This is a genomic window from Mesorhizobium sp. CU3, from assembly GCF_006442965.1.
Classification (GTDB): Bacteria; Pseudomonadota; Alphaproteobacteria; order Rhizobiales; family Rhizobiaceae; genus Mesorhizobium.
Map to the genome: position 1 here is coordinate 45621 of NZ_VFWX01000003.1, position 20645 is coordinate 66265.

At 63.8% G+C, this 20645-nt stretch carries 20 protein-coding genes; 12 read left to right on the top strand and 8 right to left on the bottom strand.

From position 1 onward, the window contains the following. Window positions 1–60 precede the first annotated feature (60 nt). A complete protein-coding gene (gene glnA, locus FJ988_RS06360) occupies window positions 61–1470 on the bottom strand; it encodes a type I glutamate--ammonia ligase (protein ID WP_140815901.1) in 1410 nt (469 codons plus the stop codon). A 59-nt stretch (window positions 1471–1529) separates the two neighbouring features. Beyond that, entirely contained in the window at window positions 1530–1868 is a 339-nt protein-coding gene (locus FJ988_RS06365; RefSeq protein ID WP_140815902.1) for a P-II family nitrogen regulator, read from the bottom strand. A gap of 346 nt (window positions 1869–2214) precedes the next feature. On the opposite strand from FJ988_RS06365, the gene FJ988_RS06370 reads away from it, so the two are divergent. Continuing rightward, the gene (locus FJ988_RS06370) at window positions 2215–3744 is read left to right on the top strand and encodes an NAD(P)H-hydrate dehydratase (RefSeq protein ID WP_140815903.1); all 1530 of its coding nucleotides are present in this window, start codon (window positions 2215–2217) and stop codon (window positions 3742–3744) included. Continuing rightward, window positions 3741–5738 (top strand): hypothetical protein, encoded by a 1998-nt coding sequence (locus FJ988_RS06375; RefSeq protein ID WP_140815904.1) that lies wholly within the window; start codon window positions 3741–3743, stop codon window positions 5736–5738. Before FJ988_RS06370 ends, FJ988_RS06375 begins: the two co-directional genes overlap by 4 nt. A gap of 20 nt (window positions 5739–5758) precedes the next feature. Here the strand turns inward: FJ988_RS06375 and waaF are convergent, their stop codons facing one another. Genes waaF through FJ988_RS06390 form a run of 3 tightly spaced genes read right to left on the bottom strand, consistent with a single transcriptional unit; the run spans window position 5759 to window position 9323 of the window. Further along, window positions 5759–6775 (bottom strand): lipopolysaccharide heptosyltransferase II, encoded by a 1017-nt coding sequence (gene waaF, locus FJ988_RS06380; RefSeq protein ID WP_246688449.1) that lies wholly within the window; start codon window positions 6773–6775, stop codon window positions 5759–5761. Window positions 6776–6829: 54 nt separating this feature from the next. Then, a complete protein-coding gene (locus tag FJ988_RS06385; protein ID WP_140815905.1) occupies window positions 6830–7771 on the bottom strand; it encodes a glycosyltransferase in 942 nt (313 codons plus the stop codon). A 19-nt stretch (window positions 7772–7790) separates the two neighbouring features. Further along, on the bottom strand, window positions 7791–9323 hold the full coding sequence (locus tag FJ988_RS06390) for an acyl-CoA carboxylase subunit beta (RefSeq protein WP_140815906.1): 1533 nt from the start codon (window positions 9321–9323) through the stop codon (window positions 7791–7793). A 63-nt stretch (window positions 9324–9386) separates the two neighbouring features. On the opposite strand from FJ988_RS06390, the gene FJ988_RS06395 reads away from it, so the two are divergent. The 3 genes from FJ988_RS06395 (at window position 9387) to FJ988_RS06405 (ending at window position 11753) form a co-directional block, all read left to right on the top strand. Continuing rightward, window positions 9387–9623 carry a transcriptional regulator gene (locus FJ988_RS06395; protein ID WP_140815907.1) on the top strand — a complete coding sequence of 79 codons (237 nt, stop codon included), beginning with the start codon at window positions 9387–9389 and terminating at the stop codon, window positions 9621–9623. A gap of 6 nt (window positions 9624–9629) precedes the next feature. Then, window positions 9630–9917: a type II toxin-antitoxin system RelE/ParE family toxin gene (locus tag FJ988_RS06400; RefSeq protein WP_140815908.1), complete on the top strand. Its 288-nt coding sequence runs from the start codon at window positions 9630–9632 to the stop codon at window positions 9915–9917. 360 nt (window positions 9918–10277) lie between these two features. Next, entirely contained in the window at window positions 10278–11753 is a 1476-nt protein-coding gene (locus tag FJ988_RS06405) for a DEAD/DEAH box helicase (protein WP_140815909.1), read from the top strand. Between the two features lie 55 nt (window positions 11754–11808). Here the strand turns inward: FJ988_RS06405 and FJ988_RS06410 are convergent, their stop codons facing one another. Together FJ988_RS06410 and FJ988_RS06415 are read right to left on the bottom strand one after the other, a co-directional pair. Then, window positions 11809–12798 (bottom strand): carboxylesterase, encoded by a 990-nt coding sequence (locus FJ988_RS06410; protein WP_140815910.1) that lies wholly within the window; start codon window positions 12796–12798, stop codon window positions 11809–11811. A 69-nt stretch (window positions 12799–12867) separates the two neighbouring features. Next, a complete protein-coding gene (locus tag FJ988_RS06415; RefSeq protein WP_140815911.1) occupies window positions 12868–13716 on the bottom strand; it encodes an SDR family oxidoreductase in 849 nt (282 codons plus the stop codon). 193 nt (window positions 13717–13909) lie between these two features. On the opposite strand from FJ988_RS06415, the gene FJ988_RS06420 reads away from it, so the two are divergent. From FJ988_RS06420 to FJ988_RS06445, 6 genes are all read left to right on the top strand, one after another. Beyond that, window positions 13910–14944, top strand: a complete 1035-nt coding sequence (locus tag FJ988_RS06420) for a cysteine synthase A (protein WP_140815912.1) — start codon at window positions 13910–13912, stop codon at window positions 14942–14944. Further along, entirely contained in the window at window positions 14944–15687 is a 744-nt protein-coding gene (locus FJ988_RS06425) for an alanyl-tRNA editing protein (protein WP_140815913.1), read from the top strand. The genes FJ988_RS06420 and FJ988_RS06425 overlap by 1 nt, the downstream gene beginning before the upstream one ends. 21 nt (window positions 15688–15708) lie before the next feature. After that, entirely contained in the window at window positions 15709–16560 is an 852-nt protein-coding gene (sseA, locus tag FJ988_RS06430; protein ID WP_140815914.1) for a 3-mercaptopyruvate sulfurtransferase, read from the top strand. Beyond that, window positions 16560–17123 (top strand): GNAT family N-acetyltransferase, encoded by a 564-nt coding sequence (locus tag FJ988_RS06435; RefSeq protein WP_140815915.1) that lies wholly within the window; start codon window positions 16560–16562, stop codon window positions 17121–17123. Before sseA ends, FJ988_RS06435 begins: the two co-directional genes overlap by 1 nt. A gap of 88 nt (window positions 17124–17211) precedes the next feature. Then, a complete protein-coding gene (locus FJ988_RS06440) occupies window positions 17212–17769 on the top strand; it encodes an OmpA family protein (RefSeq protein ID WP_140815916.1) in 558 nt (185 codons plus the stop codon). 129 nt (window positions 17770–17898) lie between these two features. Then, window positions 17899–18366, top strand: coding sequence for a DUF1203 domain-containing protein (locus FJ988_RS06445; RefSeq protein ID WP_140815917.1), 468 nt, complete (start codon window positions 17899–17901; stop codon window positions 18364–18366). 477 nt (window positions 18367–18843) lie between these two features. Here FJ988_RS06445 and ald read toward each other — a convergent pair whose 3' ends face one another. Beyond that, complete coding sequence (gene ald, locus FJ988_RS06450) at window positions 18844–19959, bottom strand: alanine dehydrogenase (RefSeq protein WP_140815918.1); 1116 nt, start codon at window positions 19957–19959, stop codon at window positions 18844–18846. A 210-nt stretch (window positions 19960–20169) separates the two neighbouring features. Here ald and FJ988_RS06455 point away from each other — a divergent pair, with 210 nt between their 5' ends. Further along, on the top strand, window positions 20170–20643 hold the full coding sequence (locus tag FJ988_RS06455; RefSeq protein ID WP_140815919.1) for an Lrp/AsnC family transcriptional regulator: 474 nt from the start codon (window positions 20170–20172) through the stop codon (window positions 20641–20643). Window positions 20644–20645 lie beyond the last annotated feature (2 nt).

Genomic DNA, 20645 nt, shown 5'->3' on the forward strand with positions numbered 1-20645 from the left:
ATGAAAAGCCCTTGGAGATGGTCACCTCCAAGGGCCTGATTTCGCTATGCGATCAGAAATTTAGACCGAATAGTACATGTCGTACTCGACCGGGTGCGGGGTCATTTCGAACCGCATCACCTCGGCCATCTTCAGTTCGATGTAGGCGTCGATCTGGTCGTCGTCGAAGACGCCGCCGGCCTTCAGGAAGCCGCGGTCCTTGTCGAGGCTCTGCAGGGCTTCACGCAGCGAGCCGCAGACGGTCGGGATCTTCTTCAGTTCCTTCGGCGGCAGGTCGTAGAGATCCTTGTCCATCGGCTGTCCGGGGTGGATCTTGTTCTTGATGCCGTCGAGGCCGGCCATCAGCATCGCGGCGAAGGCGAGGTAGGGGTTCGCGCCCGGATCGGGGAAGCGGACCTCGACGCGCTTGGCCTTCGGCGACGAGCCGAACGGAATGCGGCACGATGCCGAACGATTGCGCGCCGAATAGGCGAGCAGCACCGGCGCCTCATAGCCCGGCACCAGACGCTTGTAGGAATTGGTCAGCGGGTTGGTGAAAGCGTTGATCGCCTTGGCATGCTTGATGATGCCACCGATATAGAACAGGCAGCTTTCCGACAGGCCGGCATATTCGTTGCCGGCGAAGGTCGGCTTGCCGCCCTTCCAGATCGACTGGTGCACATGCATGCCCGAGCCGTTGTCGCCGAAGATCGGCTTCGGCATGAAGGTGGCCGTCTTGCCATAGGCGTTGGCGACCTGGTGCACGACATACTTGTAGATCAACATCTTGTCGGCGTTGCGCACCAGCGTGTCGAACTTGATGCCGAGCTCGTGCTGGGCGGCGGCGACCTCGTGATGGTGCTTTTCGACGCGCACGCCCATTTCGGCGAGCACGGTGAGCATTTCGGAGCGCATGTCCTGGCAGGAATCGATCGGCGGCACCGGGAAATAGCCGCCCTTGATGCGCGGGCGGTGGCCGAGATTGCCGGTCTCGTAGTCGGTGTCGTCATTGGAGGGCAGTTCGGTCGAGTCCAGCTTGAAGCCGGTGTTGTAGGGGTCGGCCTTGTACTTTACGTCGTCGAACACGAAGAACTCGGCTTCCGGGCCGACGAAGATCTGGTCGCCTATGCCTTCCGATTTCATGTAGGCCTCGGCCTTCTTGGCCGTGCCGCGCGGGTCGCGGTTATAGGCCTCGCCCGAGACCGGATCGAGGATGTCGCACAGGATGACCATGGTCGACTGGGCGAAGAACGGGTCCATGTGCACGGTGTCGGTGTCGGGCATCAGCACCATGTCGGACTCGTTGATCGCCTTCCAGCCGGCGATCGAGGAGCCGTCGAACATGACGCCGTCGGCGAACATGTCTTCCTCGACCTCGACGACATCCATCGTCACATGCTGCAGCTTGCCCTTCGGGTCGGTGAAGCGCAGGTCGACGAATTTCACGTCGTTGTCCTTGATCTGCTTCATGATGTCTTTGGCTGTCGTCATGTCATGTATCCCTGTGTGATGACGTTTTTTGATGATGACGTTGCAGAAAGATGGGGGCGTCAGATGGCGTCGATACCGGTCTCGCCGGTGCGGATGCGCACGACTTCCTCGATGTTGGAGACGAAGATCTTGCCGTCGCCGATGCGGCCCGTCTGCGCCGCCTTGCGGATCGCGTCGATGGCGCCTTCGACGGCCTCGTCGCCCAGCACCACCTCGATCTTCACCTTGGGGAGGAAGTCGACGACATATTCGGCGCCGCGATAGAGCTCGGTATGACCCTTCTGCCGGCCGAAACCCTTGGCCTCGGTCACGGTGATGCCTTGCAGTCCGGCCTCTTGAAGCGCTTCCTTCACTTCGTCCAGCTTGAATGGCTTGATGATCGCTTCGATCTTTTTCATGTAAAAAGTGGCCTCCACTGCCAGAAAGTCGGGTTGTGTGCCCCGCTTGGGCCTTCATCAAGCACGAAGCGTGCCAATCCGAGGTGCGAAAAACGGGCTACGGCAATTCCGACCCCACACTGCATCCCGATGCCAATTCGCGTCATCCAGGACACTGGATGCGCCGTAAGCGCCCGAACCTTACGCATCGCCCCTCCCGACCTTCGCGCAAAAAATAGGCATACAGCACAATTCGCAGGCAGATTTCCTCCCGGACACGACCGCTTTGCAGGTAAGGAGCAGTCGCAACGGTTTGCTTCGAACTTGAAAACGGACAATGCTTGATCGGATCAAAATCGGCAATCCCATGCGCAATGAACTTCTTTCGCCCACCGAAATGGCCGAAGCCGACCGCCTGGCGATCGCCGCCGGACCGCTCGACGGCTATGGCCTGATGCAGCGTGCCGGCGAAGCGGTCGCCGCGGTGGTGCTGGCGCGCTATCCGAGCGCAAAGAGGGTGCATGTGCTCTGCGGTCCCGGCAGCAATGGCGGCGACGGCTATGTCGTGGCGAGGCTGCTGGCGGAGGCTGGCGTGGAAGTCGAGCTGTGGGCCTCTGGCGATCCGCGCTCGGGCAGCGATGCCGCAATTGCGGCCGCCGGTTGCGCCCTGAAGCGTCAGCCGCTTTCGGCCTTCGAAGCAGAGCCCGGCTCGCTGGCGGTCGACGCGCTTTACGGCGCAGGCCTGTCGAAGCCGCTGTCGGGCGACGCCGCGGCCGCGGTCGAGATCGCGGCTAGGCTGAACCTGCCGGTCGTCGCGGTCGATCTAACGTCGGGCGTCTCAGGCGAAAGCGGCGACATTCTCGGCACCGCCTTTCGCGCCGCCGTCACCGTGACCTTCGCGCGCAAAAAGCCCGGCCATTTGCTCTTGCCCGGCCGCGAGCGCTGCGGCGAGATCGTGGTCGCCGATATCGGCATCGGCGACGACATCATCGCGAAGATCGCGCCGCGCACATTTGAAAACACTCCAGCATTCTGGCTCCAGGATTTCCCTGTCCCGGCGGTCGATGCGCATAAATACAAACGCGGCCATGTCTGCGTGTTTTCCGGCGGCCCGTCGGCGACCGGAGCGGCGCGGCTGGCAGCGCTTGCCGCCGCCAGAGGCGGGGCAGGGGCGGTGACCGTGCTGTCGCCGGCAAACGCCATGCAGGTCAATGCCGCGCATCTGACCGCGATCATGCTGCGCAAGGCGGATGCGATCGAGGATGTGCACGACTTTCTCGGCGATCGCCGGTCGTCGAGCTTCGTTCTCGGCCCCGGCTTCGGCGTCGGCGACCGGGCGCGCGATTTTACGCTCGCCGTTCTCGCCAGGAAACGGCTGGAAGGCGGCGTCGAAGGGCTGGTGCTTGATGCCGACGGCATCACCTCCTTTCGCAACAACGCTTCTGCGCTGTTCGAGGCGGCCGGCAGGCCGGATGCGCCGGCGCTGGTCATGACACCGCATGAGGGCGAGTTCGGCCGGTTGTTCCCGGATATCGCCGGCGACCAGTCGCTCTCCAAACTGGCGAAGGCGCGCGCGGCTGCACAGCGTGCCAACGCTGTCGTCATCTACAAGGGCGCCGACAGCGTGATCGCCTCGCCGGACGGCCGCGCGGCCATCAACGGCAACGGTGCCGCCTGGCTTGCTACGGCTGGATCGGGCGACGTTCTAGCAGGCATCATTGCCGGCCTCATCGCCCAGGCCATGCCAGCCTTCGAGGCGGCCTGTGCAGCGGTCTGGATCCACGCCGAGGCAGGCAGCCGCTTCGGTCCGGGCTTGATCGCCGAGGATCTGCCGCTGGCGCTGGTGCCGGTGCTGCGTGAACTGGTTGAAGCACGACAGAAGGCGCGGACACGATGAAGCGTTTCGCGCTCGCTTTTCTAGGCCTCGTCGCGCTGCTCGCACCGCAAGGCGCGCGCGCCGCCAAACCGGTCACCATCGTCGACGACCCGCGCATCCTCGCCACGCTCGACGCTAAGGGCTATGGCTTCGCTGGCCTTTTCGGCGCCGCCGGCAAGGACGATCTCAAAACCCTCTACGACACGGCGCCGGCCTACCACGCCATCGTCGAGACCGTAGCAAGCGATGTCGCCGCTTTGCGCGCCGACATGAAAGCCGGCGGGCGCACGCTTTACGAAGTGACGGACGGCAATGTCGGCCGCGTCATCGACATGCGCTGGTTGAAAACCAATGCCGCCCGGTTTCGGCTGGTGGGTGTCGTCAACCGGCTCGACCGGCGCGACTTCGCCGCGCTCGGCAATGAGAAGAGTTGCGGCGAGGTGCGCTTCATCTATCGCCTGGCTTACAGCTTCAAGAAGAACGGCAAGCTGCTGGCCTCGCGGCTGCCGTTCAACTTCAATGCCGTCTACCGGGTCGCTCCGGATGCCGATGGCGGCTGCTCCGGCGTTGCCGGCCGCTGGACGCCGCAGCTCGACGAAACGGCCGACGCAGGCTGGCTGACCGGCGGACCGATCGAGAAGGCCAGCCTGTCCTTCAAGCAGCTCGAGCTCAACGCCCAGATCGTGCGCTTTCCCTCCGGCCAGGAAACTGAGTTCGGCGGACAGGCCGCCTATCTGATGCGCATCTTCGGGCTCGATGGCAGCACGATCAGCGAGAAGCCGCTGGAAAACACACCCGACACGGCGCGCTTGGCTGAAGATGTGCAGTTGAGGGCGAGGCTCGCCGACTATGTCCGCGCCAACACCGCCGCCGTCGATCTCGGCGTCTATGAAATCCCGGACGAGTTCCTGGCGAAGAAAGTCATCTCCTGGTCGACCTTCGGCAGCGCGAGACAAGCCAACCACTCGTTCACGCCGCTCTTCGATCCGAAGGATTTTGCCGGGCTCGACTATTCGAAACTCAAGCTGGTGCGCACGCCGGAGGCACTGGTCGAGCGTCTCGACAATGGCGCCTGCCAGGGCTGCCACCAGGCCGGCTCGACCGCAGGCTTCCATTTCATTGGTCTCGACGACGCCACGACCTCGCCGCTCAACCGCCTAGAGGTCGGCATCTCGCCGCATCTCCATGCCGAGATTCCGCGCCGCCAGGCGTGGCTGCGGGCGACGGCCGAGGGCAAGGAGCCCAACCGCTTCCGGCCGCTCTCCTTCGCGCCGCCGGCGACCTGGAAAGACGCCGGCGAAGTCGACTACGAACCTGCCGAAACAGCAATGCCGTGCCTGATGGCGGAAGACGCGGCCCGTTTCGGCGGCGCCTGGCAGTGCAGCGGCGGCACGGTGTGCACGCCTTTGGCCACCGCCTCCGGCGTCAGGACAAAACTCGCGCAGTGCCTCCTGCCCAAGGACAGTCCGGCGATGTTTTCCGGCCATCCGTGCCTGAGCGGCTCGATCGCCAGCAATGCCGCGCAGCCTTTCAACGACCGTTACAAGATCACCGGCCAGTTCGCGGCAATGGCACCGGCAATCTCGCGCACCGACTACACTTGCCGCCCGCCCAAGATCGGCGTTCCAGGCGGCTTCGCCTATCGCGCCTGCGACGACAAGGACCGCAGCTTCGCCGCCTTCAAGCAAGGCAAGCCGATGCCGAGCGAAATCTGCGGCCTGGTCGGCGGCAAGAAATTCGACATCTGCGTCGCCACCAATAATTTCGACCAGTGCCTCGGCGGCGCGGTCAATCGCGGCAACCGTCCCGCATGCTCGGCCGACCATTTCTGCCGCGAGGATTACATGTGCCAATCGTTGCCGGCGGATACGCCGGGCGCCGCCAAGGTCAAGGGCATCGGCTTCTGCTCGCCGACCTATTTCATCTTCCAGATGCGCATCGACAACCATGCCACGCCATGGTCGACGACGGCGCGCGCCGGCATGGGCGCCGGCTTCGGTGCGACGGAGGAATAGTCGCGAACGGCTGGGGCGTCTTACGGATTTCGCGTATGCGCCACGGCGTCCTCGATGGCCGCGAGCACTCTTTCCTCGTTGACGCCGCGCGTGTCGTAGACCCAACTCGGCGTCGAAATCGGCGGCTCGAGAAACCGGACATGCTCGTTGACCGGTCCCGTTTCATAGGAACGGTTCGAGCCAAAGATGAGCACGCATGGCACCCCCAACGCCGCGGCGGCATGGCAGATGCCGCCATCGACGCCGAGGAAGGCGGTCGAAGCCGCGATCTGGCACATCGCGTCGGTGAGTTGCGGGGTCGATGTGAAGTCCACCACCTCAGGCAGCGCCGCCCGGATCTGAGCCGCCGCCTCGCGCTCGCGCGGACCGCCGACGGCCCATACCGCCCAGCCGCGCGCGCTGTAGTGCCTGGCGACCGAAATGAAGCGCTCCGCCGGCCATGAGCGGAAATTGCTGAACTCGGACGTGTAGAGCGCCAGCGCCGGCTTGGCCGCGTCGATCCCGTGCCGCGCGCGCCAATCGGCAAGCTCCTCGGACGAGATCATCATTTGCGGCGCCGACAGCCGCGTGCCGTCGGCGAGTTTCTCGCCCAGCGTCGCAATCGCGCAGACCTGTTCGGACAGTCTGGTCTTGCGCGGACCGAAGGCCACGAAGCTCTTCAGCCAGCCGGCCGGCAGGCGGTTGACGATTCCGAACTGGAATTCGCGCGGATAACCGATGCGCTCGGGTATGCCGGCCAGCCATGGGATGAGCGCCGCCTTGGTGCTGCTGGTGAGCATATAGGCGGCCTGATAGTTCTCCTTGCGCAGTTCCCGTGCCAGGCCGGCCCGCTGCTTCAGCCCCGGCTTCCAGTGCTTCTCGACGATCCAGGTCTTGCGCACATGCGGCATCAGCCGCGCCAGCGGCGCGGCGAGCGCGGAGGTGGTGACGTCGATCGGACAGCCAGGGAACCGCTCCGCGAGCATCCGGATTGCCGAATGGCAGCGGATGAAGTCACCGATCGCCGGCAGGCAGAAGACGAGGATGGGACGCAACAAGCGGTACCTTTTCGATCCGGGACGGCGCCCGACGGCAAGCGTGCCCGTTCCTTGTCACGGAAGCGCTTCGCCATCAAGAATGCGGGCATAGAGCTCGAGATAGCCCTTGGCGGTCCTCCCGATCGGGAATCTCTCTGCCGCCGATTCGCGGCATCTTTGCGCCGACAGGCTGCCGATCTCGGCAAAGCCGCCGGCAAACTCATCGTCGCTCTCGAAGAAGCGGCCGGTATCGGCATCGACGGTCTCCAGCAAGGCTCCGCGCGGCGTGGTCAACACCGGCGTCCCGCACAGCATCGCCTCGACCTGCGCCATGCCGAAAGGTTCTTCCCAGGAGATCGGGTTCAGGAACGCCTTCGATCCGCCGAGCAGGCTGAGCTTCTGTTGCCCGTCGACCATGCCGTGAAAGCGGTAGCGGGAAGAAAGGCTCTTGAAGAAGACGCCCTCGCGGCGGGTCTTGCTGCGGCCCAGCAGCTTCCAGCGCGAACCGCCGGCGATATCGAGGATGAAGTCGAATTTTTTGGCGAGGTCCACCGCCCGGTTCAGCCCTTTTCCGGCGCGCGCAATGGCCGCCATGAAGAACAGGTGATCGTTCTTCGACGGCGCCAGCCGGTAAGCGTCCACCGGAAACCCGTTATAAACGAAGGTCTTTCGGCCATGCAGCGCGGCATGGCGGGCGCTGATGAAATTCCAGTTCGGCTGCGGCCGCGGATAATCCGGACGATGGCCGTGCTCGGTGTTCAAAGTGGGGAAGGGGACGTCCACGTTCCAGGTGTGAAGGTGGACGATCTCAGTGTCGCGCGGAATCGCCGCCCGGCATTCTTCATCGCTGACCGCGTGCCGGACCTCGCACAGTGGATGCAAGGATCCCGGCGCGGCGATCAAGGTCACCTGATGCCCCAGCTTGATCAATTCGGTGATCAGCCATTCGACCTGGCGCTGCGTCCCGCCATAGCCCTTGGCTGGGATGAGGCCGTGAGCGGCGACTGTTATGCGCATGTCAGAACCCGATAGCTCCTTACAACGGGATGTTGTCGTGCTTCTTCCAGGGGTTCTGCATGTCCTTGTTGCGCAGCATGCGCAAGGCGCGCGCCACGCGGCGGCGCGTCGAATGCGGCATGATCACCTCATCGACGTAGCCTCGCTCGGCGGCGACGAAGGGCGACAGGAAGCGATCCTCGTAAGTCTTTGTATGCGCGGCGATCTTTTCCGCGTTGCCGATATCCTTGCGGTAGATGATCTCGACCGCGCCGCGCGCGCCCATCACCGCGATCTGCGCCGTCGGCCAGGCATAGTTCATGTCGCCGCGCAGATGCTTCGAGGCCATGACGTCGTAAGCACCGCCATAGGCTTTTCGGGTGATGACGGTAATCTTCGGCACGGTCGCCTCGGCATAGGCAAAGAGCAGCTTGGCGCCATGCTTGATCAGCCCGCCATATTCCTGCGCGGTGCCCGGCAGGAAGCCCGGAACGTCGACAAAGGTCACGATCGGGATGGAAAAACAGTCGCAGAAGCGCACGAAGCGCGCCGCCTTGCGGCTGGCGTCGGAATCGAGCACGCCGGCCAGCACCATCGGCTGATTGGCGACGAAGCCCACCGTGCGACCCTCGACACGGCCGAAGCCGGTGACGATGTTTTTCGCAAAGCTCTGCTGGATCTCGAAGAAGTCGCCCTCGTCGGCGACCTTCAGGATCAACTCTTTGATGTCGTAAGGCTTGTTGGCGTTATCCGGGATCAGCCGGTCGAGCGAGAGGTCGTGGTCGGTCACCGACTGGTAGCACTCGATCTCGGGCAACTCCACCGTGTTCGATGCCGGCAGAAGGTCGACCAGCCGGCGCATCTGCAAGAGCGCCTCGACGTCGTTGTCATAGGCGCCGTCGGCGATCGAGGATTTGGTGGTGTGCACGGAGGCGCCGCCGAGGCTCTCGGCGGTCACCGTCTCGTTGGTGACGGTTTTCACCACGTCCGGTCCGGTGACGAACATGTAGGAGGTGTCACGCACCATGAAGATGAAATCGGTCATGGCAGGCGAATAGACGTCGCCGCCGGCGCAAGGCCCCATGATCAGCGATATCTGCGGGATGACGCCGGAGGCGAGCACGTTGCGCTGGAATATCTCGGCATAGCCGCCGAGCGCCGCCACGCCTTCCTGGATGCGGGCGCCGCCAGCGTCGTAAAGGCCGATGATCGGCGCGCGGTTGCGCAGCGCCATCTCCTGCACCTTGATCACCTTCTCGGCATGCGCCTCCGACAGCGAACCGCCGAACACGGTGAAATCCTTGGCGAAGATATAGATCGGCCTTCCGTTGACCGTGCCCCAGCCGGTGACGACGCCGTCGCCGGCGATCTTGGTCTTCTCCATGCCGAAATCGGTCGAGCGGTGCTCGACATACATGTCGAACTCCTCGAAGGAACCTTCGTCGAGGAAGATCTCGATGCGCTCGCGGGCGGTGAGCTTGCCCTTCTTGTGCTGCGCCTCGATACGGTCCTTGCCGCCGCCCATGCGCGCTGCCTCGCGGCGGCGCTCGAGTTCCTTCAGCACGTCTTTCATCGCTCGGTCCCCAATGCGCGATCTTTCTTGGCAGGCATTCGCCAGATATGGCAGAATAAACCTATGAAGAACAACGTGGAAATATCCGAGGATCTGAACCGCCGGATCGAGATGTTGACGTCACGCTCGACGCTGACGCGCGATCAGATCATCGAGGATGCTCTGTCGCATGGCCGTTCTCTCGCGTGGCAGGAAAAGTGGATCGCCGGCATTCAGGCTGGGATAGAGGCCGCCGACCGCGGCGACTTCGCCAGCGAAGAAGAGATAGCTGCCGTTCTGAACAAATACGGTCAGGCATAACGCCCTGTGCGAATTGTCTGGACCCGACACTATCTGATCGAGCTTGCGTCGATCGGCGACTACATCGGCCAACATAATCCGCGCGCCGCAGCGCGGGTCGTAAACGAAATTCATTCAAAGACCGGCCGGCTACTGTCCGCCAACCCGTTCATCGGGCGTATTGGAGAGATCAAAGGCACACGTGAGCTGGTGATTCCGGGCACTCCCTACATCGTCGCCTACCGGGTAACGGACACTCAGATAGAAATTCTGTTCGTCCAACATGGCGCCCGGAAATGGCCAGATGAGGTTTGAGGGGCCATCTCCGCCCGCTTTCCAGGCATTCATTTTGCTGCATTGCAACATGCAGCCCTTGCATTTTGGGGCGAACTCAGCCATATGCAGCGGCATAGGCGCTTGGGCCGGGAGATTCCGGCCTTCTCGACGAATGAGACTGGTTGCGTCTGTTTTCCCTCTTTCCGCCAAATCGACCCCGGTCGATCGGCAAGATGGTGAAAAAGCCCCGGGGCATGAAGCCCGCGGGCACGACAGCGCAGCCGAGTGGACGTTACCGTCCACCCGCCTTGTCGTTTCATGACAATGTTATCCGACGGCAGGTTGCGCCCTGCCGCCATTGATGTTTGCGGCGAAGAGGCCGCGTGAAAGAAGAATATTTTGACCAACGAAAACACTTTGCCCGGCACGGACACCGCGGAACTCTCCGGTTTCGCCGCGCTCGGCATCACCGGTGCGCTGCTCAAGGCCACCCACACCGCGGGCTTCGCCGAGCCGAAGCCGATCCAGGTGCAGGCGATCCCGCCGCAGCTCGAAGGCCGCGACATTTTCGGCATCGCCCAGACCGGCTCCGGCAAGACCGCGGCCTTCGCGCTGCCGATCCTGTCCAAGATCATCGGCCTCGGCACCAAGCGTCGGCCGAAGACGGCGCGCGCGCTGATCCTGGCGCCGACGCGTGAGCTTGCCGTGCAGATCGAGGAGACCATCAAAATCCTCGCCAAGGGCGCGCATATCTCGACCGCGCTGGTGCTCGGCGGCGTCTCGCGCTTCAGCCAGGTGAAGAAGATCGGCCCCGGTGTCGATGTCCTGATCGCCACGCCCGGACGCCTTACCGACCTGGTGCGCGAAGGCGACCTGATCCTTGCCGACACCAAATGGCTGGTGCTCGACGAAGGCGACCGCATGCTCGACATGGGCTTCATCAACGACGTCAAGCGCATCGCCAAGGCGACCGCGCCGGACCGTCAGACGGCGCTGTTTTCGGCCACCATGCCCGATGAGATCGCCGAACTCGCCAAGGGCCTTTTGAAGAACCCGGTCCGCATCGAGGTCGCGCCGCAAAGCACGACCGCAGGCGAGATCGTGCAGAGCGTCGTGCTCGCCCGCACCAAGCAGAAGCGGCAGGTTCTGTCGAAGATGCTGGCCGACGAGACCATGCGCTCGGTGATCGTGTTCTCGCGCACCAAGCATGGCGCCGACCGCGTCACCAAGGACCTTGCCCGCGACGGCTTCGAGGCCGCCGTCATCCACGGCAACAAGTCGCAGAACGCCCGCCAGAAGGCGCTCAACGATTTCCGCGACGGCTCGGTGCGCATCCTGGTCGCGACCGACATCGCCGCGCGCGGCATCGACGTGCCCGGCATCAGCCATGTCGTCAACTTCGACCTGCCGGACGAGGCGGAAAGCTACGTCCACCGCATCGGCCGCACCGGCCGCAACGGTCGGGACGGCATTGCGGTCACGCTGTGCGATCCGTCGGAGAACGCCAAGCTTCGCCAAGTCGAGCGCATCATCCGCATGAAGCTGCCGGTGACCGCCGATCATCTCGGCAGCCCGGACCCGCAGCGCGACCCGAAGGAAAGGACCGAGCGTCACTTCGAGCCGGCCAACGACCGCGAGCATCATGGCGGCCGCCGCGACGGGCGCCGTCCCGGCAATGGCAACGGCAAGAAGCGTTTCGGCGGCCAGTCCAATGGCGAACGCCCGTTCGCGGGCAAGCCGCAGGGTGAACGCCCGGCCGGCGCCAAGCCGAATGGCGAGCGGCCGAATGGCGAGCGTAAGCCGGACGGGTTCAAGCGCTTCAAGGGCAACAACAAGCGCCGTTTCGGCGGCAAGCGCCCGGCGCGCGCGGCCTGAGCCGGGCCGAGGCTTGAAGATATGCGGCCGGGGCGATGCTCCGGCCGTTTTCGTTTCACTGGCCTGATTGCTGCTGCATCAGCGCCTTCACCCACACAACGATACGCTGGGTGAGGAAGGCCGTGGTCTGCGGCGACAGCGCGTCGCCGGCAATGACGTGGTTGTCCGGGTCGCCGGTGTCGTCGACCGGCACCAGCTCATGCGGGCCGCCCCAGCGGCCGGCGATCTCGCGCGTGCGGTCGGGCCGCACCACCTTGTCGGAGTCCGAGAAGATGAACAGGGCAGGGATCGTCGCCTTTTCGACCGGCGCGGCATAGGCTAGGTTGGTGAGCGCCGCCATCGCCGGCAGCGCCGCCACCGGATATTTCGTCGTCCAGAGCTTTGCGTGCAGCGGCGTGTGCGGGCTGAAACTGCGTTCTTTGCCGGCGACGAGCTCGGCAATCTGCTTGCCCCAGGGTATGGTCAGCAGCTCGGCACCGGAAGCCTTGACGCCGAAATTCGGCGAGATCAACGCGATTGCCGCGACGCCGTCGGAAGCGCCGGCTTGCGTCGCAGCCCAGACCGCCAGCGAGCCGCCGGTCGAGGTGCTGATCACGATCACCTTGTCACCGATTATCCGGCCGATGGCCAGAGCCTCTTCATAGTCGTTGATCCAGGCATTCACGCTGCCCTCGGCCATGGCCGCGCCATCCCGGCCGTGCCCGGTCAGGCGGGTGTAGAAGAGGTTGGCGTCCAATTCATCCGCGACATCGTCCGGCAACGGGCGGACCTCGCCCTTCGACGCCGAGAAGCCGTGGATGTAGACGATGGCCAAAGGCGTCTTGGCGTGGACCATCGGGTTCGCCCAGATGATCTCCTTGTCCAGCCCGTCGCGGATATTCGGAATAGCCGCTTCTTCCCGCGCCAGATAGGCCTGCGGATCGTCGCCGATCGCCGAAGGGTTGAAGCGTATGGTGGTATCGACGGGCACGCGCGGGCCGAGGACAAAGCCTGCGACCAGAATGACGACAAGGCCAAGCACCGCAAGCACGATCCGTCGCCCCATCGCAGTCTCCAAGGAATGATTCTCAACCTATGGCGGCACCTGCCGGCAGGCAATTGCCGTTGCGCCGGCTTATCTTGTCTGGTTCGGGGAAGAGCGCTTTTCCTGCGCAGGCTTGCGGTCGAAAAACAGCGGCCGTCCCCACCAACTGGTGGTCAAGCCGATGACGAAACGGCCGATCGGCCGCGGCAGAAGCGCAAGCAACTTCAGCGGCCAGCTTATGTGATAGGGGAAGGTGACCTCGAAACCGCCTTTCTTGATGCCGCGCGCCATGCGCCGCGAGGCGCGATGCACAGCCATAAGTCCGGGCATCGGCAGCTGGTTTTTTTCCGTCAGCGGCGTGTCGACGAAGCCCGGATTGATCACCTGGACGCGGATGTTCAGCTTGTCGAAGTCGTATTTGAGCGACTCCGCCAGGATGTTGATCGCCGCCTTAGTGCCGCCATAGGCGGCCGTCGTCGGCCAGCCGGAATAGGCGGTGACCGATCCGACCAGCACGACGTGGCCGCGGCCGCGCACCCGCATGCGTTCGACGACCGGCACCACGCCGTTGACGATGCCGAAATAGTTGACGGCGAAGGAACGGTGGAAATCGCGCACGACGAGGTTCTCGCCAGGCGTGGCGATATAGTTGCCGGCATTGAAGACGGCGAGCACGATCGGCCCCATCTCCTCTTCGATCGCGGCGACCGTGCGGGCCATGCCCTGCTCGTCGGTCACATCGCAAGGAAAGGACTTCACGTGGCCCGGCATCTGCGCCGTTTCGACCAGCAGCGTGTCGACCGGATCCTCCGGGAGTGCCGTGATGGCGACCGCGTAGCCTTGATTGGCAAAATCCTTGGCCAGTGCGCGGCCAAGGCCGGTGCTGCCGCCCGTGATCCAGGCGACACCGTCTTTCGGATTGGCCCGGTAGAGTGTCATGCGTTGCCTTATAAATGTCAGCGATTGCTCTAACGGCGAAGAAATCGGATGGAAAGAGCGCTTTTGCGTAACCCTGTTGAAATGGTTGTCAGCATTGCAGCGTCCGGAATGCGACTGGACCAGGCAAATTCTTGCCTTGAAACCGCAGCGTCGGGTTTCTAACGTCGCGGCGCACCTACACAAGGAATCCTGGATGCCCCGTTCTGTCATCGAAGCCATCGGCAACACGCCTCTGATCAGGCTCCACAAGGCTTCGGAAGCGACCGGCTGCGAGATCCTGGGCAAGGCCGAGTTCATGAATCCTGGCCAGTCGGTCAAGGACCGGGCCGGCCTGTTCATCATCCGCGACGCCGAAGAGCGCGGACTTTTGCGGCCCGGCGGCGTCATCGTCGAAGGAACGGCGGGCAACACCGGCATCGGCCTGACACTAGTCGCCAAGGCGCTCGGCTACCGTACGGTCATCGTCATCCCGGATACACAGAGCCAGGAAAAGAAGGACACGATCAAGCTGCTCGGCGCCGAGCTGATCGAGGTACCGGCCGTACCCTACAAGAACCCGAACAACTACGTGAAGCTGTCGGGCAGGCTTGCCGAGCAACTGGCGCGGTCCGAGCCGAACGGCGCGATCTGGGCCAACCAGTTCGACAATGTCGCCAACCGTGACGGCCATATCCGCACCACCGCTCAGGAGATCTGGGCGCAGACCGGCGGCAAGGTCGACGGTTTCGTCTCCGCCGTCGGCTCCGGCGGCACGCTTGCCGGCGTCGCCATGGGGTTGAAGGGCAAGAGCAAGGACGTCAAGATCGCGCTCGCCGATCCGCTGGGCGCGGCCCTCTATAGTTTCTACACCAGCGGCGAATTGAAATCCGACGGCAGCTCGATCACCGAAGGCATCGGCCAGGGCCGCATCACCGCCAATCTCGAAGGTTTCACGCCGGATTTCTCCTTCCAGATCCCGGATGAGGAGGCGCTGCCGATCGTCTTCGACCTGATCCAGGAGGAGGGGCTCTGCGTCGGCGGCTCGACCGGCATCAACATCGCCGGCGCCATCCGGCTGGCGCGCGAACTCGGCCCCGGCCACACCATCGTCACCGTGCTTTGCGACTACGGCACCCGCTACCAGTCGAAACTGTTCAATCCGGCCTTCCTGCGCGAGAAGAACCTGCCGGTTCCGGGCTGGATGGAAGAGAAGGCTGACATTTCGGTGCCGTTCGAAAAGGTGGCGTGATGGCGCAAAAGACCGAAGCGCTGTTTCGCGACGACGCCTATCTTAAGTCGTCGGACGCTGTGGTCGTCGCCGTCAACGATCGCGGCGGCATCCTGCTCGACCGCACGATCTTTTACGCCACCTCCGGCGGCCAACCGGGCGACATCGGGTTTTTCGAACGCGCCGACGGCAGCCGCATTTCGATCGCTGCCACCATCACCGGCGAGACCAAGGACGAGGTGATCCACGTTCCGGCGCCTGAGCAGGCTCTGCCGGCGCTCGGCGAGAAGCTGAGGCTTGCGATCGATTGGGAGCGGCGGCATCTGCTGATGCGCATGCACACCGCCTGCCACCTGCTCACCGTCGTCTGCCCGTTCCCGATTACCGGAGCGGCGGTCGCCGAAGATGATAGCCGCGTCGACTTCGATATCCCCGACGCCGGCTTCAGCAAGGAGGACGTGACCGCCCGCATGATGGAGCTGGTGCGTGCCGATCATCCGGTCTTCACGCGGCTTATCAGCGACGAGGAACTCGCCGCCAATCCCGGCCTGGTGAAATCGAAAAATGTCCGCCCTCCGGTCGGCACGGGAAAGATCCGCCTGGTCTGCATCGGCGAGAACGCCGTGGTCGACAGTCAGCCTTGCGGCGGCACGCATGTGAAGTCGACCGGCGAGGTCGGCGAGATCCACATCGGCAAGATCGAGAAGAAGGGCCGCGAGAACCGGCGTTTTCGTATCCGCTTCGGCCCCATGCCAGCGAACTAAGACGTAATACAAAGAATAGAAATGGCGCAGGACAGTCCATTCATAGTCGACGCCGACTGGCTTGAGAAACGGCTGGGCGAGCCGGGCCTCACCATCATCGACGCTTCCTGGTATCTGCCGGCGCAGAAGCGCGATGCGCGCGCCGAGTTTGAGGCCGCCCATATTCCCGGCGCGCGCTTTCTCGACCAGGATGCGGTCTCGGACCCGGACTCCAAGCTGCCGCACACCTTGGCGTCGCCGCAATATTTCGCGCAATATGTCGGCTCGATGGGCGTGTCCGCCGACGACACCATCGTCGTCTATGACGGCCTGGGCCTGTTTTCCGCGCCGCGCGCCTGGTGGATGTTCCGCGTCATGGGCGTCTTCCAGGTCTATATCCTGAATGGCGGCTTCGACCGCTGGAAGGCGGAAGGGCGGCCGGTGACGGCCGAGCCGACCAGGATCGCGCCGGGCATCTTCCATGCCGATTTCGATGCCGACCGCGTCGTCAGCCTGGGCGAGATGCGCCGGATCGTCGGCAACGGCGAAAGCCAGATCGCCGATGCGCGTTCCGCCGGCCGCTTTGCCGGAACCGATCCCGAGCCGCGCCCCGGCGTCCGTTCGGGCCATATGCCGGGCGCCCATAACGTTCCGATCACGGCGCTCGGCGAAAATGGCGAATTGCTGCCCAAGGATCGCCTGCGCAAGGTCATCGAGGATGCCGGCATCGATCTCGGCAAGCCGGTCGTGACCTCCTGCGGCTCGGGCATCACCGCGGCGGCGATCACGCTGGCGCTGGAGACGCTTGGCCACACCGACAACAGGCTTTACGACGGTTCGTGGACCGAATGGGGCGGTCTCAGCGACACGCCGGTGGTGACGGGGAACAAGTGATGGAAAACGGCGCGCTGAAGGATATCGACGTCACGGTGACGTTTTTGGAGATGCATGCCGCGCCAGCCGTGTCGCCGCCTGTCCCCTACAACCGCCAGATCGCGCTGTTGAAGACGAAGGACATTCCGCTGCATTTCTATCGCTATCTGATGGATCGCGTCGGGCGCAAATGGCATTGGGTCAATGTGCTGCGCCTGAGCGACGAGGAACTCGCCGCCGGCCTGCACCGCGAGGACCGCGACATAAGGGTGCTCTACCTGGACGGCGCGCCGGCCGGCTTCTTCGATCTCAAGCCGCATCTGCCCGACGAGGTCGAGCTCGCCTATTTCGGCATGATGGAACATGCGTTCGGCCAGGGCATTGGCCGCTGGTTCCTGGGCGCCGCGATCTCGGCCGCATGGGCGCACGGGCCGAAGCGCGTCACGGTCCAGACCTGCACGCTCGACCATCCGGCGGCGCTGCCGCTCTACCAGAAGCTCGGCTTCGCGCCGGTGGCGCAGAAGAAGGAGGTCGTGCATCCGCTGACCTTCGCCGAGCGCTCGGCCAGCGTGATGCGGCCGTAGCTTTAGCCCTTGAACGCGCCGTTCATCGGGGCTTCAGCCTGGCTTTGCCATTCTCCTTTCGAGACATCAGCGGTCGAAGGAGAGAAATATGCTGACCCGACGTACATTTGCCGTGGCGATGATCGCGGCGATTGCCATGCCGAGCCTGGCATCGGCGCAGGCAACCACGCCCTCGGCGGCGACCATCGAGCGCCAGCTCGACGCCGCGCCGAAGAAGCGGCTGCGCCCCAACGAGCGCGTCACCATCCGCGAATTCAAGCGACGGCCGGACCTGCGGCGCATGGCGCGCTCGATCGACATCCAGTCGATCAATTTCGAGTTCGGCTCGGCGGCGATCGCGCCCTCGCAATACGGCAAGGTCGAGATCATCGCCGACGCGCTGCATCGCATCCTGCGCCGCGACCGCGACGCCCGCATCCTGATCGAGGGGCATACCGATGCGGTCGGCTCGTTCGAATCGAACCAGATCCTGTCCGAACGCCGCGCCGCCTCGTTGAAGCGGACGCTGGTCGGCGAGTTCGGCGTGCCGGGACGTGCGCTCGAGACTGTCGGCTATGGCGAGGAATTCCTGCTGGTGCCGACGCAGCAGGAGAACTGGCGCAACCGCCGGGTGACACTGCGCCGCTTCGATGATTTCGTCCGGTAGCAGCGAAAGCACGGGAGCCCGGCACCCAGGCCGCCTGGCTCTTCGAACCGCCTCCACAACGCAGGAATCGGGTGGGAGGCGCTTCTCCCAAGGCATAGTTTCCGGTCATCGAAATCGGAGACTTCGCTTATGTCGATCCACTTCAAAGCCCTGCCCACCGAAGCCGTACGCGCCTTGCAACGGGGAGCACCCGATGCCTACGGCCGCACGCCCGAGCACAGGATCTCCGATGGCGACGGCGTGCCATGCCGGCATTGCTTGAAAAACGTCGCAGAAGGCGACGGCTACCTCATCGTCGCCTACCGGCCGTTCCCCGAGTTGCAGCCCTATGCCGAAACTGGCCCGCTCTTCGTGCATGCCGACGAATGCGAACGCGCCGCCGAGGCGGATGCGCTGCCGGACATGCTGGAAAGCAGCGATTACATCGTGCGCGGCTACGGCAAGGACGATCGCATCGTCTATGGCAGCGGCGCCGTCACGCCGACTGCCAAGATTGCCGCGCGCGCGGAGGAACTGTTCGAGCGCGACGACATCGTCTACATCCACGTCCGCTCGGCGCGCAACAACTGTTATCAGTGCCGCATCGACCGCGCCTGATACGCAAAAAGAAGCCCGCCGAGGCATTTTGGCGGGCCGTTGGGAGTTTGACAGAAGCTGTCGACTGGGCCGTGCCTTGTCGACAATCTGCCGACTTTGGGAACGGCCGAGGCCGCCAGTAACGGTCTCTAGGCAAGTTTCTCGCGAGCCGAATGTGAAGCATTTCACACAAGGGCGGGATTATGTCCGGTGAGACCAGGGTCGAGCGCGGATCCATCAAGACTGTCGCATTCTCGTCGTACTACTGCGCTAGAAAATATGCGTTGATGATTTGTCGACCGCGGATGGACCGGCGGCAAATCACAGCATCGAGGAAGCGGGGCTTTTGCTCCGCTTTTTTGTTTTTTGATTTCCCGGCAAAGAAAAGCCCGCCGGAATGACCGGCGGGCGCGACAGGAGGAAAGTCTTGTCGATCTCTCTTTTTTCGCAATTCCGGACGGAAAACCGCTACACACTTTTCCTGGAATTGCTCGGATATTAGGCGGCGAGCACCGCCTTCGGCTCGACCATCTCGTAGCCGAGCGCCTCGGCGACGGCGCGGTTGGTGATCTTGCCCTTGTGGACATTGAGGCCGTTGCGCAGGTGATGGTCGTCGACCAGCGCCTTCAGGCCCTTGTCGGCAAGCTGCAGGCCGTAATGCAGCGTCGCGTTGTTCAGCGCATGCGCCGAGGTGACCGGCACGGCGCCCGGCATGTTGGCGACGCAATAGTGGATGACGCCGTCGACCTCATAGGTCGGCTCGGCATGGGTCGTGGCATGCGAGGTCTCGAAGCAGCCGCCCTGGTCGATGGCGACGTCGACCAGCACCGAGCCCTTCTTCATGCCGGACAGCATCTCGCGGCTGACGAGCTTGGGCGCGGCGGCGCCCGGGATCAGCACGGCGCCTATGACGACGTCGGCCGAGAAGCACTCCTCTTCCAGCGCCTCGACGGTCGAGTAGCGGGTGTGGACGCGGCCGCCAAAGATGTCGTCGAGCTGACGCAGGCGCGGGATCGAGCGGTCGATGATGGTGACGTCGGCGCCGAGGCCGGCCGCCATCTTGGCCGCATGCAGGCCGACAACGCCGCCGCCGAGCACGGTGACCTTGCCGGGCAGCACGCCGGGCACGCCGCCGAGCAGCACGCCACGGCCGCCATTGGCCTTTTGCAGCGCGGTCGCGCCGGCCTGGATCGACAGGCGGCCGGCGACTTCAGACATCGGCGCCAGCAACGGGAGCCCGCCGCGGTCGTCGGTCACGGTCTCATAGGCGATCGCGGTGACGCCAGAGGCGAGAAGACCCTTGGTCTGCTCCGGATCGGGCGCGAGGTGCAGATAGGTGTAGAGGATCTGGCCGTCGCGCAGTTGCACCCATTCATTGGGCTGCGGCTCCTTGACCTTGACGATCATGTCCGACTTGGCGAACACATCCGCCGCCGTCTTGGCGATGGTCGCGCCGGCGGCGCGATAGGCGTTGTCGTCGGCGCCGATGCCGGCGCCTGCGCCGGTCTCGACCAGCACCTCGTGGCCGTGCGCGACATATTCGCGGACCGAGCCGGGCGTCAGGCCGACGCGATATTCATGATTCTTGATTTCCTTGGGGCAGCCGACGCGCATCCTGTTCTCCTGTCCGGCCCTTGAAAGGGCACTCTCCCTGCGATTCACCATGCGGTCGGCTCGAAAGCGCCATGCGTCTCCGCGACGACCTGCATTAATTGGAGTGAACCACGAATCGTTCCGCATGTGTTTGCGAATGCACTTGCGACAGGGATCGATCTTCGTTAATCGTTGCGCAAAATAGCACAGAATTCGCAGGATTCACGAAAAATGCCGCTCGACAGGATTGATATCGCCATTCTGGAGACCCTGCAGAAGGATGGCCGGATGCCCAATGCGGCGCTTGCCGAGAAGGTCGGACTATCGCAGTCGGCCTGCTCGCGCCGGCTCGACAATCTGGAGAAGGCAGGCACGATCCGCGGCTATCATGCCCGGCTGTCCAACGCAGCGCTCGGCCACCAGATGACGGCGATCGTGCATATATCTTTATCGGGCCAGTTCGAGAAGACGCTGTCGGATTTCGAGGCGGCGATCAAGCGCTGCCCGAACGTGCTGTCCTGCCATTTGATGTCGGGCGAATACGACTACATTCTGCGCATCGCGGCGAAGGATCTCGTCGACTATGAGCGCATCCACAAGGAATGGCTGTCGGCCATGCCGCATGTGACGAAGATCAACTCGTCCTTCGCATTGCGCGAGATTGTAGACCGTACGGCGGTGGGGCTGCGGCCAGAGATGGCTTAAGC

What these genes read in the sequence shown, in the direction of transcription:
- glnA (WP_140815901.1), bottom strand. Translation starts at nt 1,470, where the DNA reads ATGACGACAGCCAAAGACATCATGAAGCAGATCAAGGACAACGACGTG.
- FJ988_RS06365 (WP_140815902.1), bottom strand. Translation starts at nt 1,868, where the DNA reads ATGAAAAAGATCGAAGCGATCATCAAGCCATTCAAGCTGGACGAAGTG.
- FJ988_RS06370 (WP_140815903.1), top strand. Translation starts at nt 2,215, where the DNA reads ATGCGCAATGAACTTCTTTCGCCCACCGAAATGGCCGAAGCCGACCGC.
- FJ988_RS06375 (WP_140815904.1), top strand. Translation starts at nt 3,741, where the DNA reads ATGAAGCGTTTCGCGCTCGCTTTTCTAGGCCTCGTCGCGCTGCTCGCA.
- FJ988_RS06385 (WP_140815905.1), bottom strand. Translation starts at nt 7,771, where the DNA reads ATGCGCATAACAGTCGCCGCTCACGGCCTCATCCCAGCCAAGGGCTAT.
- FJ988_RS06390 (WP_140815906.1), bottom strand. Translation starts at nt 9,323, where the DNA reads ATGAAAGACGTGCTGAAGGAACTCGAGCGCCGCCGCGAGGCAGCGCGC.
- FJ988_RS06395 (WP_140815907.1), top strand. Translation starts at nt 9,387, where the DNA reads ATGAAGAACAACGTGGAAATATCCGAGGATCTGAACCGCCGGATCGAG.
- FJ988_RS06410 (WP_140815910.1), bottom strand. Translation starts at nt 12,798, where the DNA reads ATGGGGCGACGGATCGTGCTTGCGGTGCTTGGCCTTGTCGTCATTCTG.
- FJ988_RS06415 (WP_140815911.1), bottom strand. Translation starts at nt 13,716, where the DNA reads ATGACACTCTACCGGGCCAATCCGAAAGACGGTGTCGCCTGGATCACG.
- FJ988_RS06420 (WP_140815912.1), top strand. Translation starts at nt 13,910, where the DNA reads ATGCCCCGTTCTGTCATCGAAGCCATCGGCAACACGCCTCTGATCAGG.
- FJ988_RS06425 (WP_140815913.1), top strand. Translation starts at nt 14,944, where the DNA reads ATGGCGCAAAAGACCGAAGCGCTGTTTCGCGACGACGCCTATCTTAAG.
- sseA (WP_140815914.1), top strand. Translation starts at nt 15,709, where the DNA reads ATGGCGCAGGACAGTCCATTCATAGTCGACGCCGACTGGCTTGAGAAA.
- FJ988_RS06435 (WP_140815915.1), top strand. Translation starts at nt 16,560, where the DNA reads ATGGAAAACGGCGCGCTGAAGGATATCGACGTCACGGTGACGTTTTTG.
- FJ988_RS06440 (WP_140815916.1), top strand. Translation starts at nt 17,212, where the DNA reads ATGCTGACCCGACGTACATTTGCCGTGGCGATGATCGCGGCGATTGCC.
- FJ988_RS06445 (WP_140815917.1), top strand. Translation starts at nt 17,899, where the DNA reads ATGTCGATCCACTTCAAAGCCCTGCCCACCGAAGCCGTACGCGCCTTG.
- ald (WP_140815918.1), bottom strand. Translation starts at nt 19,959, where the DNA reads ATGCGCGTCGGCTGCCCCAAGGAAATCAAGAATCATGAATATCGCGTC.
- FJ988_RS06455 (WP_140815919.1), top strand. Translation starts at nt 20,170, where the DNA reads ATGCCGCTCGACAGGATTGATATCGCCATTCTGGAGACCCTGCAGAAG.